This is a genomic window from Salinimicrobium sp. TH3 (assembly GCF_026676115.1).
Taxonomy (GTDB): Bacteria; Bacteroidota; Bacteroidia; order Flavobacteriales; family Flavobacteriaceae; genus Salinimicrobium.
On sequence record NZ_JAPONB010000007.1, the window covers coordinates 1 to 17,091 of the forward strand.

Annotated in this window: 14 protein-coding genes; 13 read left to right on the forward strand and 1 reads right to left on the reverse strand. The window is 41.1% G+C overall.

The genetic code is table 11. The features are described from left to right. Positions 1–1,145 precede the first annotated feature (1,145 nt). Positions 1,146–1,922: a hypothetical protein gene (locus OU683_RS11445; RefSeq protein ID WP_268138364.1), complete on the forward strand. Its 777-nt coding sequence runs from the start codon at positions 1,146–1,148 to the stop codon at positions 1,920–1,922. 76 nt (positions 1,923–1,998) lie between these two features. Here the strand turns inward: OU683_RS11445 and OU683_RS11450 are convergent, their stop codons facing one another. Next, positions 1,999–2,202: a hypothetical protein gene (locus OU683_RS11450; RefSeq protein WP_268138367.1), complete on the reverse strand. Its 204-nt coding sequence runs from the start codon at positions 2,200–2,202 to the stop codon at positions 1,999–2,001. A gap of 1,118 nt (positions 2,203–3,320) precedes the next feature. Between OU683_RS11450 and OU683_RS11455 the strand changes: the two genes are divergently transcribed. From OU683_RS11455 to OU683_RS11510, 12 genes are all read left to right on the forward strand, one after another. Next, entirely contained in the window at positions 3,321–5,909 is a 2,589-nt protein-coding gene (locus OU683_RS11455; RefSeq protein ID WP_268138370.1) for an SLBB domain-containing protein, read from the forward strand. Positions 5,910–5,920: 11 nt separating this feature from the next. After that, positions 5,921–7,039, forward strand: coding sequence for a hypothetical protein (locus tag OU683_RS11460; protein ID WP_268138373.1), 1,119 nt, complete (start codon positions 5,921–5,923; stop codon positions 7,037–7,039). Next, the gene (locus OU683_RS11465; RefSeq protein WP_268138376.1) at positions 7,018–7,521 is read left to right on the forward strand and encodes an FAD synthase family protein; all 504 of its coding nucleotides are present in this window, start codon (positions 7,018–7,020) and stop codon (positions 7,519–7,521) included. The genes OU683_RS11460 and OU683_RS11465 overlap by 22 nt, the downstream gene beginning before the upstream one ends. A 3-nt stretch (positions 7,522–7,524) precedes the next feature. Continuing rightward, positions 7,525–8,613 carry an iron-containing alcohol dehydrogenase gene (locus OU683_RS11470; protein ID WP_268138379.1) on the forward strand — a complete coding sequence of 363 codons (1,089 nt, stop codon included), beginning with the start codon at positions 7,525–7,527 and terminating at the stop codon, positions 8,611–8,613. Positions 8,614–8,647: 34 nt separating this feature from the next. Next, positions 8,648–9,910, forward strand: coding sequence for an oligosaccharide flippase family protein (locus OU683_RS11475; protein ID WP_268138381.1), 1,263 nt, complete (start codon positions 8,648–8,650; stop codon positions 9,908–9,910). Between the two features lie 19 nt (positions 9,911–9,929). Continuing rightward, positions 9,930–10,565 (forward strand): LicD family protein, encoded by a 636-nt coding sequence (locus OU683_RS11480; RefSeq protein WP_268138383.1) that lies wholly within the window; start codon positions 9,930–9,932, stop codon positions 10,563–10,565. Between the two features lie 44 nt (positions 10,566–10,609). Then, complete coding sequence (locus tag OU683_RS11485) at positions 10,610–11,845, forward strand: hypothetical protein (protein ID WP_268138385.1); 1,236 nt, start codon at positions 10,610–10,612, stop codon at positions 11,843–11,845. Continuing rightward, a complete protein-coding gene (locus OU683_RS11490) occupies positions 11,845–12,612 on the forward strand; it encodes a glycosyltransferase family 2 protein (protein WP_268138388.1) in 768 nt (255 codons plus the stop codon). The genes OU683_RS11485 and OU683_RS11490 overlap by 1 nt, the downstream gene beginning before the upstream one ends. Further along, a complete protein-coding gene (locus OU683_RS11495; protein WP_268138390.1) occupies positions 12,602–13,744 on the forward strand; it encodes a CDP-glycerol glycerophosphotransferase family protein in 1,143 nt (380 codons plus the stop codon). The genes OU683_RS11490 and OU683_RS11495 overlap by 11 nt, the downstream gene beginning before the upstream one ends. A gap of 15 nt (positions 13,745–13,759) precedes the next feature. Further along, the gene (locus tag OU683_RS11500) at positions 13,760–14,881 is read left to right on the forward strand and encodes a glycosyltransferase family 4 protein (protein WP_268138393.1); all 1,122 of its coding nucleotides are present in this window, start codon (positions 13,760–13,762) and stop codon (positions 14,879–14,881) included. A gap of 8 nt (positions 14,882–14,889) precedes the next feature. Continuing rightward, complete coding sequence (locus OU683_RS11505; protein WP_268138395.1) at positions 14,890–15,666, forward strand: WecB/TagA/CpsF family glycosyltransferase; 777 nt, start codon at positions 14,890–14,892, stop codon at positions 15,664–15,666. A 68-nt stretch (positions 15,667–15,734) separates the two neighbouring features. Continuing rightward, positions 15,735–17,078 (forward strand): exopolysaccharide biosynthesis polyprenyl glycosylphosphotransferase, encoded by a 1,344-nt coding sequence (locus OU683_RS11510; RefSeq protein ID WP_268138397.1) that lies wholly within the window; start codon positions 15,735–15,737, stop codon positions 17,076–17,078. Positions 17,079–17,091 lie beyond the last annotated feature (13 nt).

Genomic DNA, 17,091 nt, shown 5'->3' on the forward strand with positions numbered 1-17,091 from the left:
AGCTAATGGCCAAAAGCCAACAGCAAAAGCTTTTCCATGTCACTCCATTACTCGGTCACTCCGTCACAACATCACAGAAAGGAACGGACAACTCACAACCGACAACTGATCCTTTGTCATTCCGAGCGCAGCTTTTGCGGAGCGAAGAATCTCTTTTATTTCCTGCTTACCAGTGGATTAAAACGAGAAGACCCTGAAACAAGTTCAGGGTGACGTTAGCTTGTCCTTTGTCCACTGACCTTCGTGCATTAATTAAGCTATTAGCTAATGGCCAAAAGCCAACAGCAAAAGCTTTTCCATGTCACTCCATTACTCGGTCACTCCGTCACAACATCACAGGAAGGAACGGACAACTCACAACCGACAACTGATTCTTTGTCATTCCGAGCGCAGCTTTTGCGGAGCGTAGAATCTCTTTATCTCCTTTTTTTACAAGTGGATTGCAACGTGAAGACCCTGAAACAAGTTCAGGGTGACGTTAGCACAAAAGTTTTAAATCATGGTTTTTTCTCTGTTTTTTGTCCACCTATCTCTATTCACTAATTAGAAGCTAACCAAAAGGCTTTTCTACCGACAGTCAGAACCGATTGATTATTTCTTGCAGATCCCGAAGATTTTCCCAAATGCTTTTCCCGGCTCCCTTTAGGGAGGGGCAAAATGGGAAAAGAGAATGCTAATGGATTGCAACGAGAAGACCCTGAAACAAGTTCAGGGTGACGTTAGCAGAAAAGTCTTACATCCCCGATTTTTTTACGGATATTCAGAAACATTAACTGATTATTTCTCGCAGATCCTGAAGATTTCGCCAATCCTTTTCCCGGCTCCTTATAGGGAGGGGCAAAATGGGAAAAGAGAATGCTAATGGATTAAAGAAGAAGACCCTGAAACAAGTTCAAGGTGACGTTCGCTATTTTTTCCGTCCTCTGCACCCCGACCACCGTCCACTAAATAACAGCCAACAGTTTCACAATATCCAGCATCACTTCTTCACAGCGTTAAAACGTCATCCCATCACTCTGCCTAAATATCAAATAAATTTTAACTAACTGGTTGTAATTCAATAATTTATTTATAAATTTAACATCCTTCCCCCTTTTTTTACTATTCCCTCATCATTTGGATTATTAACCCTATAAATATGAATTATGAAAAAGTTGGTGTATTGGTTATTCCTGATCCCATTGATGGTAATAGCCCAAAATTCGGAGCAAAGCAGTCAGCCTTACGCTGTATTTGAAAATGCCATTCTAACCCCGCAACCTGACAAAGTTCAGCAGTTCGAGCAGGGATTGGCTGCGCACAACAAAAACTTTCACGCTTCCGAACCTTATGGAGCGCGGGTTTACCATATCTCTAATGGACCCAATGTGGGTAAATATATGTGGACCATGGGACCACTGCCGTGGGGTGCTATGGATGAAAGACCTGATGATAAGGCACATGATGATGACTGGATCAATAACGTTGTAAAGTACATGACAGCAGATTCTGATCAGTCTTACTGGAAGTTTAACAATCAGCTTTCCAATTTCCCAAAAGATTTTAAAGTGAATAAGTTACTGGTAGATATGTACGATGTTAAGCGTTTTAAGGATGAAGGAGTGATGACAGCGGTGGAAAAAGTGGCTAAGGTGATGAAGGAGAAATTTCCAGACATGACCTATGGAATATACACCAATGAAATGCCTTCCACTAAAGATGGCCGGGATCTCTCCATGGTCTTCTTTTTTGACGATATGGCCTGGCTGGGAGAAGATCCCAAATTCGTTCAAGCCTATGAAGAGATGTATGGACAGGACAGCTGGAAGGATTTTATGAAAGAGTGGGGCGAGACAACAGATGGAAAACAATCTGAACTCTGGATCTTTGATCCCGAACTCAGCGGGCTGGGAGCTGATGTCAAGGCTATGGAAAGGCAGTAAAATGATGTAGATCAATAAAAAACCCACTTTTTTAAAAGTGGGTTTTTCTTTTGCAATTATGTCTAATTGATAACTGTCATATCGAAGGAACTGCTTCGGCGACTGAGAAATCTGCCACAATGATATCAGTGAGGGGATTTTCTCTGTTAAGAATGCTGTTTGCTACTATTGGTGAGATCTCTCGTCGTGTGTTTTTTTTGCCGTAAAAAAACACTCTGTCGAGATGACAAAGGTTTTTGACCTGCAACTTATTATCTCCCGCAGCCAAAATCTTAGTCATTCGGATCGGAGCTTTTGCTGAGTGGAGAATCTCCATCTAGAAGAGATTCCTCCTTCGTCGGAATGAGACAGAAATAAAATTCTGGATCTTAAACATTCGAAATGTTTTGTAATTCAGAGCGCAGCTGTAGCGGAGCGGGGAATCTCTTTTAAACGAACCTCCATGCCTTTCTCTCGAAACATTTCCCCTACGCTCAGCTCAGGAAAATAGTAATGAAGGCAATAGATGCTAACCAGTGAACAGTGAACTTCACTGATTAGTGTTGACCGGTTTTAGATATTAATTTTTCATTATCAAAAATAGTAATTATTGGTCGTTCTGCTGGTTTGAGAATTGGCCAGTAACGAATAAACTCTTAATGATTCCTCTTCTCTAAATGATCATGTGATCTTCTGTTATTGTAATTAGAGACGGCTTTTTTTCCTTTGCATCTTTAGTTGATCAAAATTTTGTGGCCTCTGGAGATCCAGATATTCTTCTTTTATTGTTCTGTTAATACTTTCTCCCTAAGCATTATCGTGTACAGTTAAAACCATACTTATAGTAGTTGTATTAGCTTTTAAAAGATTAACACAGACTTATAAGAGCACTGGCTTCCTCGATCTGAGTGATGGATCTTCGGTCTTTACATCATCTTGTGTCGAATGAAAGTGCTTTTGCGGGATGACAAGTAATTTTTTGCTAACAGCAAATGGATAAATCCGAACATCCTTTTCTATCACTGTACTTCTAAAATCCTATTTATTTTGTTAAAAACAACCATATGGGGTCATGCATAAATCTTGATCTCATTTAACTGTCTAAAAGTCACAATTCTCTGAGGGTCAACTTTAACCTCTTATGTGACTATTTTTACCGGTGTTAATCTTCTCTTAACGTTCACCAAACAAATTCTTAAAGAATTTAACATTTATAAGTTGTCTTAAAGGAATCTTAAAAAGATATTTGTGCCCTCTTTCCTACAGAGGATGGTATAAGAAATTTCGCTTATTCTTTTGTCAACTGATTTCTTAATTAAATGGGAGTCAGAATGGCGGAGCAATGAAAAAAATCGCTTGCCAGGTTTACTGGAAGTTCAATAGGTTTTACATAAGCTCCGGGATATATTACAGGTAGTTATGAAGAAAATTATTGTTGTCCTATTAATGGTCGTCGGTATTTCGGCAACAGGACAAAGTCTGCAGGATATTCAAAATGTCAAAGTTGATAATCTTTCTGATGCACAAATAGAACAGTTGATTCAGAGAGCAGAATCTTCCGGTTTGAGTGAAGATCAACTCGAAGTGATGGCAAGAGAACGAGGTATGCCTGCAATTGAGGTGGCAAAGCTTCGGCAGAGGATCATGAAACTTAAATCGGGAAGAAAAGAAACTTCTATAAGGGAGGAAATCAAATCTGGAGCAGGTAGAGTTGTTGTGGGGGCTGAAGATGTTCAGTTAATGTTTGATTCGATCCGGAAATCTGATCCTTATTATGATCTTAGCCCAATTCAGAAAAAAATATTTGGATTCACTCTTTTCCATAACAAAGAACTCGATTTTAATCCCAGTCTAAATTTACCTACGCCAAAAAGTTACATTATTGGAGCCGGGGATGAACTTCTAATCGATATTTATGGGGCTTCACAACAGAACTACGAATTAAAGGTGAGTCCTGACGGAAGCATCTTTATTCCAAATATTGGCCCTGTTCGTGTTGGAGGAATGAGCATTGAATCTGCGAGCTCTAAATTAAGAGCTTCCTTGACCAATATCTATTCGGGTATGGCTGGCAGCAATCCTAACACTTTTCTGGATATACGGCTGGGCGACATAAGGACAATTAACGTTTCCCTCGTGGGAGAGTTACGGAAGCCTGGAACATACACCTTGCCCTCATTTGCTTCTGTATTTAATGCAATGTTTGCCGCAGGGGGACCTAATGAAAATGGAACATTTCGAAATATTCAGGTTTACAGAGATAACAAGCTTTTAGGTAAGGTTGATATATATGACTTTCTTCTCAATGGAGGACAGGATTCGAACCTCATGCTTAGGGATAATGATGTGGTTATTGTGCAACCAATTAATAGCCGGGTGGAAATTACTGGACCAGTACGACGGCCGGGATTGTTCGAAATGGAAAATGGGGAAACCATTGACGATCTTATAAGATTTGCCGGTGGTTTTTCGGATAAAGCCTATAAGCAGCGTATCACTGTGCGGAGGTCTACAGCGACCGGGATGCGTGTTGACGACATTGGACAGGATTTCTATGATACCTTCAGTCCGCAGGACGGGGATGAATTCAAAGTAGGTGAAATTCTGGAAAGGTTTGAAAACAGAGTGCAAATCTCGGGTGCAGTAATGCGGCCGGGGGAATTTGCTTTATCTGATGAACTTACAGTATTGGATCTTATTGCGAAGGCAGGTGGTTTACGGGGCGACTCCTTTACTAATCGTGCCACATTACACAGAACAGGCCCTAATCTAAGACAGGAAATCAAAACTATTGATCTTGAGGGTATCATGAATAATACGTCACCCAACGTGGTCTTACAGCGTGAGGATATCCTGAACATCTCAAGTATTTTTGACCTTAATGAGGAATATTATATAAAGATTTCGGGAGAAGTTAACCGCACCGGTGTTTTTCCCTTTTCAGAAGGAATGACTGTTGGAGATCTTGTAGTTGAAGCAAGGGGGCTTAAGAATTCTGCTACCAATTCTTTTATTGAAGTCGCACGACGAAAAAAAGGAGATAATGATGGTGAAATGGCCGAAATCTTTATGATCGAAATAGACCCTGAGCTAAATATTCGAACAGAAGATGAGGAGCTGATCTTAAAGCCTTTTGATCATGTTTTCGTAAGAAAGAGTCCGGGTTTTCTTGAAGAAAAACTTGTGCAGGTAGAAGGAGAAGTACTTTATCCGGGAGATTTTGTACTGGAAAAACGTGATGAGCGAATATCCGATCTGTTAAAGAGAGCAGGAGGCTTTAACCAGTTTGCCTATCCCCAGGGAGCGACCCTTGTTAGAAGAACCGAAAGCTTCAAGGAATTAAATGAAGAACAAAAAAAGATCAAAAGGCTCCAATCTTTATTAAATAACATGGATCGGGGTGAAGAGGTGGTGAACTCAGATACCGAAAAGCAGTTTATTGAGAGGATTGAGCAAAGAATTGAACTTTTGCAGGAAGAGATCACCAAAAAAGGTCAAAGAGTGGTCAGAACAGAAGATATTATTCTTGAGAGGACCCAAAACCTTGACTCGGCCATCGCACAGACCCCTTTAAAAGAAACCGAATTGATTGGCATTGAGCTTAAGGAAATTTTGGCGCATCCAGGTTCAAAGTATGACTTGATTCTTCAGGAGGGAGACGTGCTGAGAATTCCAAAAGAACTTCAAACAGTACGTATGAGGGGAGAGGTTTTATTTCCAACAACAGCAAGATTTGAAGAAGGAAGAGGCTTCAGGAATTATATTTCAAGGGCAGGTGGATTTTCGGAAGATTCAAGAAAAGGAAAATCTTATGTCATTTATGCCAACGGAGAAGTGAAGCAGACACAAACTTTCCTTGGCTTCAAATTTTATCCGCGCATTGCGCCCGGGGCCGAGATCGTTGTGCCTAAGAAACCTGAGAAGAACGGGTTGTCCCCACAGGCATGGATCTCCATTAGTTCAGGTTTGGCGACCATAGCTTTACTTATTAGTCAGATCATTCAGTAGCATTCAATCAAATGAAAAATATTCCGGTATCCAACCAGCCTGAAGCCGAGGAAGAAATTGATTTTCTTATTCTAACAAAACTTGCCTGGGTAAACCGACTGCTAATTCTGAAGATCACAGGGTTATTTGTAATTATTGGTTTATTAATAGCTATTTTCTCTTCAGAAAAATACACCGCATCTTCAAGTTTTATTCCGCAAACAGAAGCGGCGGCCGGGGTGGGTAAGTTTGGCGGATTAGCTTCTTTGGCTGGCATTAACCTTTCGGCAATGGGAGCTTCTTCAGAAATTCCTCCCACGTTGTATCCCAAGATCGTAAAGGGAGTGAATTTTAAGCTTGCCCTTCTTGATACACCGGTTACTATAGGGAGAGACGGCACAAAAACCACCTATAGAGAATACTATGAGAAGTATCATTCCCAAAACCTGTTTAGCAGCCTTCTAACAAAAATTATTAATGCACCCCGTGCTGTTTTTTGCACCTTAAAGGGCACATCGGGAAAAGAAGTGGCGCAGTCATCGGGTGAACCTGGTATGGTGAGTTTATCGGAAGATGACGTTAAGCTATTTCAGTTAATTGAAGAACAATTATGGATCGAGCCCGATCAAAAAGAAGGGGTTGTGGAATTGCGTTACACGATGCCTGAAGCATTAATGGCTGCCGAAATGGCAAAGGCTTCAGAGGAGTTGCTCCAAAAAGAGGTTATTGCCTATAAAATTCAAAATGCCAGGGAGCAGTTGATCTTTACCCAAAACCAGTTTGAAGAAAAAAGATCTGAATATAAAAAGGCGCAGCAGTCTTTAGGGAGATTCAGGGATAGGAATCAACATGTTTCTAGTGCTGTTGCTCTTAACCAGATGCAGAACTTAGAAGCCGAATACAACTTTGCCTTTGACGTTTATACCGAGCTTGCAAAGCAACTGGAGCAATCAAAATTACAGGTTTCCCGGGACACACCGGTATTTTCAATTATCAATCCTGTAAGTATACCTTTTGAAAAATCTGCTCCTAAAAGAGGAATAATAGTAGTGGCTTTTGGAATTCTTGGAGTAGCAGTGGCCTTCCTGTACGTTTTTTCCAAAAGCTATCGCAATAAAATTAAAAATGAATGGAGACAAGCCGAACTATAGATCATGTTGAGAAAAGGCAACGTGATGTTGATGCCAAAATGACCCATTCCGGGAAAGAAAAAGAGGATAAGATCGTTTATGTGATTGGGGTTTTTGATCTTTTCCACAGGGGACATCTCGAGCTTTTGAAGCGGGCAAAGGAGCTGGGGAGCAAGTTAATAGTTGCTGTGAATAGTGATTCTATGGTAGCATCTTATAAGCGAAAACCTTTTTTCTCTGAAGAAGACAGGCTGGAACTGGTCAAAGCCTTAAAGTATGTGGATGAAGCCTTTGTTATTGATCAATACGACAACAGAGACTACATCAAAAATTATGGGATCGACCTCATTGTACATGGAGATGACTGGGAAGAGCAAAGTTATATGGAGCAAATAAGGGTTGATAAAGAATTTCTCGCAGCTCATAAAGCCCAGCTGGTCCTGCTGCCTTATACAAAAGGGATAAGTACTTCAGAATTGATCGGGAACATTAGAAACACCTAAGATATGGTATACAAGCAGCTGTCTTACCTGCCTATAATTTTCCAGGTGGATGAAGGTATAATTTTGAACATCGAAAAATACCTTCACAGGAATAAATTGCAGTTTCACAAGGTGCTTGTCGTATCGGGAAGTACCTACTCCTATTCACATGCCGTTGAGGTTGCCCAAATAGGAGGTTGGGATCTGTACATACTAGAAAGTAATACCCACACAGATGTTGAGCATTTAAGACGCATGGCAGAGACAGGAAGATTTGATCTTATCCTGGCTATTGGAGGTGGAAAAGTTCTGGATACCGTAAAACGTGTTTCTTACCTATCAAACATTAACCACATCTCTATTCCCACAATAATTTCCAATGATGGATTGATCTCTCCCATTGCTGTTATACAGAATTCTTCGGGTAAGACAGAGAGTTTGCCTGGGATGATGCCTATGGGGGTTGTTATTGACCTGGATATAATAAGAAATTCGCCGGTTGATTACATAAGAGCAGCTTCCGGGGATATACTTTCAAATCTTTCTGCGACCAATGACTGGGTCATTGCACAGAAGGAAAATAAAGAAAATATAAATGATATAGCTTTTCACCTGTCAAAAGGTGCCGCTAATTCTCTCGTTCATTTTTCCGGCATCGATTTGCATAAGAAATCTTTTTTAAGGATGGTCGTTCAGGGGCAGGTGAATTCGGGTATTGCCATGTCTTTGGCCGGAACCAGCAGACCCTGTAGTGGGAGTGAACATTTGATAAGCCATGCCCTTAATTATCTCGAGCTAACAGAAAATGTACTCCACGGGGTACAGGTAGCTTCTATTAGTCTTTTCACTCTGTTCCTGCAGAATAAACTTCATAGTATTCATGTGGAATATGCTGTTGCAACTCATGTGCCGCTGATTTTTACTGACCTTATAAAAAGAGAATACTGTTTAAAAGAGATCTTTTTCAAGGCCCTGGAAATGCGCCCCGGTCGCTTTACTGTGCTTGATCATCTCACAGCAGAAGAATTCGTTGAAAAGGTTGATGATTACACGGAGTATATCGGCAGTCACAAAAAGAGTAATTATAAACACCTACTAATGCAGTCGGAGTAAAGACTTCTTTTTTCCTAAAACAATTTTTTCCTTTTTGAAGATTTCAGCAGACTATAAGAGCCTCATTAGCAACTTTTTTTCCCTTTCTGCCCTCCAGGTGGTGAATATGATCTTGCCGCTGTTGACCCTGCCTTACCTCGTGAGGATACTAGGGGTGGAAACTTTCGGCCTGCTCAACTTTTCTCTTGCTGTGGTCATGTTTCTGAACATTCTCGTAAGCTTTGGGTTTGAATTATCCGCGACCAGAGACATATCTGTTAACAGGGACCAAAAGGAGAAAGTGACAAGGATCTTTTCAGCAGTGATGCTTATAAAGCTTATCTTGTTGATCATTTCTTTTGTATTGCTTTGTGCCCTGCTCTTTACTTTTGAAAAGTTTGGGGAGCACTATTTGCTTTACCTGGTGACCTATGGTGTCGTAGTGGGTAATTTCCTTTTTCCTGCTTGGTTCTTCCAGGGCATGGAGGATATGAAATATATAACCTTCATCAATGTGGGCTCAAAAGTGATCTTTACAGGGTTCATTTTTCTTTTCGTGCAAGAGAGAAATGATTTTTTGCTGGTTCCTTTGTTTAACTCATTGGGGGCCATACTTGGCGGAGTTTATGCAGTTTACCTTATTCTGAAGAAATATTCTATAAGCTTTGCTATGCCTACCAGGCAGGAACTATCTTCCCAATTCCGGGGCAGTACCCATTTTTTCTTTTCCCGTATTGCCAATGATGGCAGCAAGCATTACGCCGTAAGCATGATTGGGATCTTCTTTGGGAACACCATGGTGGGGTATTTCTCTATCGTGGCAAAGTTGTTCTATGCCTTTATGAGTCTGGGAGGGACTGTTTCCCAGACACTATACCCTTACATGAGCAGAACCAGAAATCTTAACTTTTACAAAAAGATCTTTTTCGGCATTCTTTCTGTTGCTTTGGTACTGTTAATACCTTTAATGGTGTTTAACGAACTTTTTCTGGATCTCCTCTTTGATGTTCAGAATGAAACTCTGTCGAAGATATTTATTATAATCTTTAGTGCGGCCTTGTTCGGTATTGCCAGTGCTCTGCTCGGTTATCCACTCCTCGCAGCTTTTGGATTTATTAAGGAGGCAAATAACAGTTTAATAGTTGCTTCGTTCGTTTTCGTAGGATTTATAACACTGGCCTGTATCTTCCAAAACATCTATTTTGTCTCTGCTTCTTTGTTGATCTTCAACCTTACAGCTTTTCTTCTTAGAACCAAGAGTATATATAAACAGGGACTTTGGAAAATTTCTTCCAAAGCAACTAAAGCCCTGACCTAATCCCATTTCTAAACCAGTTATGACTAAAGAAAAAATAGAAACGAGAAACGGAGTCTACGAGTTCGAACCCCAGCAATTTGCACATGGAATGAAAAAGATAGATCGTCCCGTTGCCGAAAAGAATCTTCTGGATTTCAACAGGATTCTGAAGGAGCAGGGGCTTGTTGGCGGATTACTTTATGGAACTTTACTGGGAGCTATTAGGGAAGGCCGGTTAATTGAACATGACGAAGATGTAGATATTTTCTTTACCGAGGAAAGCAGGGAAGATTTCCTGGCCACTCTGTTTCTCCTGAAGCAAGAAGGATTTATTGTTGAAAGATACCTGGGAGACCTTATCTCCCTTAGAAGGGACGGGGAATATATAGATGTCTACTTTTTTAGACGCGTGAAGTTTGGGATGAGGCAATGTGATCAAAATATCCTGAAGGCCAGGTATCTCGAAAATTTAATTGAATATGAATTCCTTGGGGATACATTTATGATCCCGGGGGCGTACGAGGAGGTTCTGGTAAAGCTATATGGGAAGGACTGGAGAATTCCAAGAGTTGATGCCCCGGCCGAAAATTATACGGTTTATGAAAAGATCAGGAGGTTTCTGATGAAAAAGTATCCCCGCGTCCACCAAATATTAGCAAAATTAAAATCTGCCTAAAATAGAAGGAAATGCAGTTCGTGTAGAACGGCCTCCCGTTAACTATGTTTAAAATTGATACTCCAGCAGCTCTCAAGTTTATTATTTTATTTTCCATAATAAACAGCTCTTTATTTCTGGCTTTCCATCCTTCGGGGGTTTTTAGACTGCTACTCGTATTTCTAATGATCTTCTCCGGGATCCTGCTTGTAGTTTTTTCCTACAAGTTGTCCAGGCGTGATTTTCCGGTAAACAAATATTTCAAGATACTTTTACTTCTCACTCTTGGCTGGAGTGGTTTTACAATTTTCAGAAGCATAGACCCTTCCCTAAATCCCGATAATCTAAAGACTCTTTTTGGGCATTATCTTATGGGCTGGGCATGGGTTGTACCTCTTGCACTTTTCTTTGGGCTTAAAGTATGTTACTGGAAAAAACTTTTTGATTTCTTTGCGGGCTTACTGCTGCTAGGATCCGTTTTGGCCATAGCCGGAGCCTTTATGTCCATAGATGTTGCTGTGGGCTTACTAAAGTGGATGGTATTTATTCCGTTTCTGTTGCTTACCTATTTTTACCAGAACAGAAAAAAGAAAATTATTCTCATCCTGGGTATTTTATCTTATTTGCTGCTCACGGTGGTTGTTTCGCAAAGAGCAAATTTCTTGTTTCTGGGGATCCTTTTCCTGTTCTTGCTCAGGGAATTCTTCCGTACCAACCAGGTTAAAAAATTCACTAAGAAGATCACCCTAATAATGATCGTGATCGTTGGGACCATCACGGTTTTCCAGATCAATTCTATTATTCAGCAGGCATCCCAAAAGGATGGTCTTACAACAGATACACGGTCTTTCCTTTTTACGGAGCTTTTTCTGGATATGTCGCCCAGGGAACTATTGATTGGAAGGGGTTCTATGGGAACTTATTACAGTCCTTATTTTGCTTATACCGAGAAGCACGGGCTGCCGGGAGATTCCTCAACCCGGAGTGTAAATGAAGTAGGTTACCTTCATATGATCTTTAAAGGCGGCTTCGTAATGATGTTGCTTTACTTGCTCATATTAGCTCCTGCCGCTTATCTTGGCATCTTCAGATCAAATAATATACTGGCAAGAATGTCGGGATATTACATTACTTCCTATCTGCTGCTATGGACGCTCACCTACTATCCGGTTTATTCGGCTGAACATATTCTGCTGTGGGTTTCAGCGGGCACGGCAATGTCAAGAAGCGCCAGATCGGTCTCTGATGAGGAGCTTTTTAATAACTTCAGAAGTTTACCTTCCAAAAAAGAGTTTTCCTGATGCAGCCTTTGATAAGTATAATAACAGTGGTCTATAATGGCGAAAGATATCTTGAACAAACGATTGCAAGTGTTCTAGGTCAAACCTATGACAATATAGAATACCTGATCATTGACGGCGGCTCCACTGATGGTACGATTGATATTATAAAAAAGTATGAGCAACATTTATCCGGGTGGGTAAGTGAAAAAGACCAGGGGCTTTATGATGCCATGAATAAAGGAATAGCACGGGCAAAGGGTGAGCTCATAGGAATGATCAACAGCGATGACTGGTTTGAAGCAACTGCGGTAGAGACAGTAGTAAAGGAGTACAGGGCTTTTCCAGATAAAAAGATCTTTCATGGGGACAGGAATGACATCCTTAACAATGGCAAGGCAAGATTAAAGAGATTCCACCCTTCCAATATAAAATTCAAATACCTCGGGATGACCTATAATCACCCTTCGATGTTTGTTCACAGGGAACTCTATGCCCGCGGCACTTACAATATTCACCTTCAGGCCCTATCAGATTATGAATTTGTGCTTGCCCATTACCTTAGAAACCCCGAGTTATTCCGGTACATTCCGGTAGCCTATGTGAACTATAGGTTAGACGGGATAAGTGCTAATATGAAACTCTTCAGAAGAATAAAGGAAGGTTACAGAGCCCGAAAAAATGCAGGATTAAACATTTTAGAAAACAGTTTTTCGGCCTTGTTCAGAATGACAGTTTTTTCTGCCCAGGGGCTTATGAGGAGAAAAGAGAGTAAGCATGAAGAGTAGGATCATAGGTCTGTTAGCGAACCTTATTTATCTCCTGGCCCGTATTCTTCCTAAAAATAACTGGGCTATAATCCAGACCTTCCCTATTTGGGAGGAGAACGGGGTTGTTCTTTACCGGCATCTGGTTCAAACCGGAATTGATAAAATTATTTGGCTGGTGCCGGAACTTCCGGAAAGGGAAGAAATTCCGTTTTCCATAAAAAAGGAGAAGACAATACTTGTAAAGAGAAGGAGCTTTAAAGGAATAGGTTATTACCTGCTGTCAAAGTATGTATTTATCACCCATGGCCTGTATGCGAGAAAGTTTCCTGCAAATCAAATTTCCGTTAATTTATGGCATGGATTGCCTATAAAAAAGATCGCTTTAGACAATAAAGGGGAGGCTTTGGTGACTACTTTTAATCTCTCCACATCCAGTTTTTTTAGTCCCATCCTGGCCAGGTCATTCGGGGTGCCTCGGGAGTCGGTGCTTAAGCTTGGGCTACCGCGTAATGAGAATCTTTTAAAACCAGAGCCAGATGTACTTAAAAATTTAAATATTCCTGAAGGGGCAAAAATTATTTTGTGGTTACCCACCTACAGGCAAAGTGCAGTTGGCGAAATAAGACTGGACGGCACAGATTACAACAACCCATACAATCTTCCCTCTTTTGATGAAGAGGAATTTGATGAGTTTCTAAAGAAAAACAACATGGTGTGTTTTCTTAAGCCACATCCCATGGCGCCACGCACCCCGGCCAGATCATTTTCGAACTTCCGGTTTATAGATGATGATTTTCTCTACCAAAACGATCTTCTGCTATACCAATTCCTGGGGCAAAGCGATGTTCTTATCAGCGATGTGTCGTCGACGATCGTGGATTTTTTACTGTTGAATAGACCTTTGATACTGTCGTTTTCAGATCATGAAAGCTACGTCAACAGCCGGGGGATCAACTGCCCCGAAATATATTCCCGTCCCCCCGGAGGCATATGTAAAGACCAGAAGAGCATTATGAAAGCCCTTTTTGAGATCCAAAGTGGAAAGGATGATCATGCAGAAAACAGAAGATATCTGCGGCAGCTATACCATGGGGAAACAGACGCTAAAAATTGTACAATAAATCTCCTTAAGGAGATCGACTTGAAATAGATCTTAATTAATATTTTGAATTCGCGCATTTTATTTCTCCTTCATCTTCCTCCCCCTGTACATGGTTCCTCAATGGTGGGAGAATATATAAAGAATAGTGGGAAAATTAAAAAAGAGTTTAGCTGCAGGTTCATAGACATGGGGACCTCGAGGACCACAGGGGAAGTTGGAAAGGGAGGCATAATGAAGCCGTTGAGGTATATGGGAGTCCTGGTCCGGGTGATCTTTACACTCATGAGATTCAGGCCGCAGGTGTGCTATATGGCTATTGCGGCAACAGGTCCTGCTTTTTATAAAGATACTCTGGTGGCCCTGCTGTTGCGAGCCAGCGGAGCAAATATTATCTACCATTTCCATAACAAAGGAGTGAGGACCAAACAAAAAAACAGGATCGATGATCTTCTTTATTCCAAAGTATTTAAAGATGCGAAGGCAATTCTCCTTTCTCCGTATCTGTACCATGACGTCGAGAAATACTTTGCAGAAAATAAAGTTTTCTATTGCCCCAATGGCGTGCCTGAAATAGCATCTAAAGCTTCAGTTGTCAAAAGAGGTAAGAGGGGGATAACCGAGATCCTTTTTCTTTCTAACCTCATAGCGTCGAAAGGAATATTAGATCTTTTAGAGGCGGTAAAAATACTAAAGGCCCGGGGGCTCGATTTTCACCTTACAGTAGTGGGAGGAGAAGGTGATGTTGACAGGAACATGTTGAGGGAAAGTCTTTTGAAGCTTGGAATAGAGGATCTGGTCACCTATGTGGGAAAAAAGTTTGGTGCAGAAAAGAAAGAAATATTCCTAAATGCCGACATTTTTGCCTTTCCCACCTATTACCATTACGAATGTTTTCCCCTCGTTCTACTGGAGGCAATGCAGTATTCCCTACCGGTGGTTTCTACCTTTGAAGGCGGTATTCCCGAAATAGTTGATAATGGAGAGACAGGTCTTTTGGTAAACCAGAGAGACATAGAAGGAATAGCAGATAAATTGGAATACCTTATAAAAAACCCCGAAATAAGAAGAAGTATGGGTGAAAAAGGAAATGAGCGTTACGAAAATAATTTTACCCTCTCAACTTTTGAAAACCGCATTACAGAAATTTTGAGGGAGGTCGCAGCTCCCGTTACACCTTCAGCATAGATGATATCATGATAATTACTACAGCCCCCCAGTTAAAAAAGAAGGACTTTATTGCTTTTGACATTTCTTTGGGAACTTATGCCGAATTTGTTTCAGAAGTGATTGAAATGGCAGAAAGCCGAACTTCAGCTTACACTTGTGTAGCTAATGTGCACATGTTGGTGGAAGCCTACAGAGATCCTTTATTTGCAAATATCGTGAAGCAGGCGCATTTAGTATCCCCAGATGGGATGCCGCTTGCCAAAGGCCTTAAATTACTTTACGGCCTGGACCAGGAGAGGATAGCTGGCATGGATCTGCTGCCAGATCTTCTTGCGGCTTCAGAAGAGAAAAATATCCCGGTCTACTTCTATGGAGGAACAGAGGAGATGCTCCAGGAAACAGAAAAATTTTGCAGGGAAGAGTATCCCGGGCTTTCCATAGCCGGATCTTACAGCCCTCCCTTTAGAGAGCTGGATGAGCGGGAAGATGCAGAAGTGGTTGAAAGAATTAATGGAAGTGGTGCCGCCCTTTTATTTGTTGCGCTTGGGTGTCCAAAACAGGAAAAATGGATGGCGGCCATGAAAGGCAGGATCGATGCGGCGATGATCGGGATAGGAGGAGCACTTCCGGTAATGATTGGCCTGCAGAAGAGAGCTCCTCTATGGATGCAGAGATTTGCCCTCGAATGGTTCTTTAGGTTATGCCAGGAACCACGCAGGCTTTTTAAGAGATATGCTGTAACAAATAATTATTTTCTATACTTATTACTAAAGACCTGGCTTAAACGCAAAGAATTAAATTAAATTAACTAACCCCCGGTATTCCCTACTTTACCTATTCTGGTTTATTACCTGATAGCTATGAAAGAAACGTGAAAAACTCCTATCTTATCATTCCCATTTCGGTTGTAATACATCTGTTTATTATCAACCTCACGCTTTTTGTTTTCTTCAGGGAGCTGTTTTCTTTTCCTTATATCATTGCTTTAATAGACCTGGCGTGGCTGGTCGTAGCCTTTGCGCTGGATTTCTACCCCACGGGCCGGAATGAGAAATTCATGGACCGGCTGGATCAATTGTTATACCAGTACCTTATCTTTTCGCTGTCCTATTTTACGATCTTCTTTTTTGCAGGATTTAATTTTTCCCCTAAAGGACAGTTGTATATTTTGACCCTGCTTTTTTTCAACCTCACGCTGTATCGCTGGTTCTTCTATATCCTGCGTAGTGTCTACAGGATGGAAGGTGGTAACTCTGTTAATGTTGTGGTGATAGGCAGGGACAGAACCCTGGAAAAGCTACAGAGCTTTTTTGAACAACCCGAGCTGGGGTACAGGTATAAAGGCTTCTTCTCAAACAAGAAATACAAAAGCAGCAAGTTCCTGGGAAGCCATAAAAATTGTTTCCAGTACATCCTCGACCACAGTATAGATGAAATATATTGTATGGCTTCGCAGTTGACAAACCTTGAACTTCAGGAACTAATTCGTTTTGCTGACAATAACTTTAAAAAGCTAAAGATCGTTCCCGATAATAAGGACATTTTCACAAGGGCCATGGATGTGGATCTTTTTGGGACCATCCCGGTACTTAATTTGAGAAAGTCTCCCCTCGAATCGGAGTATGCCCAGGTCATGAAAAGACTATTCGACATTGTTTTTTCCAGTCTTGTAATATTGTTGATCCTGTCATGGCTTACTCCTTTGCTCTACATTCTTATCAAACTGGAATCAAAGGGGCCGCTCTTTTTTAAACAGTCCAGGCACGGTTATAATAAGAAGACATTCTGGTGTTATAAGTTTCGGTCTATGACCGTTAATGGCGATGCAGATAGGGTCATGAACACTAAAAACGACTTGCGGGTCACGAGAATCGGGAAATTTATGAGGAAGACCAGCCTTGATGAACTACCACAATTCTTTAATGTTTTTCTGGGTAACATGAGCGTAGTGGGCCCCCGCCCGCATATGGAAGTACATACCAGTGAATACGGTGCTTCTGTCGACAAATACCTTGTAAGGCACTTTGCAAAGCCGGGGGTGACAGGCCTGGCCCAGATCAAAGGTTACAGGGGAGAGATCATTCAACCCTCAGATATGATAAATCGGGTAAGGATGGATATTTTTTATCTGGAGAAATGGTCCCCTTTACTTGATTTTAAGATCGTATATGCGACTGTTGTCAATGCAGTTGTGGGAGAAGAGAAGGCATATTAAGCAGCTTATTTTT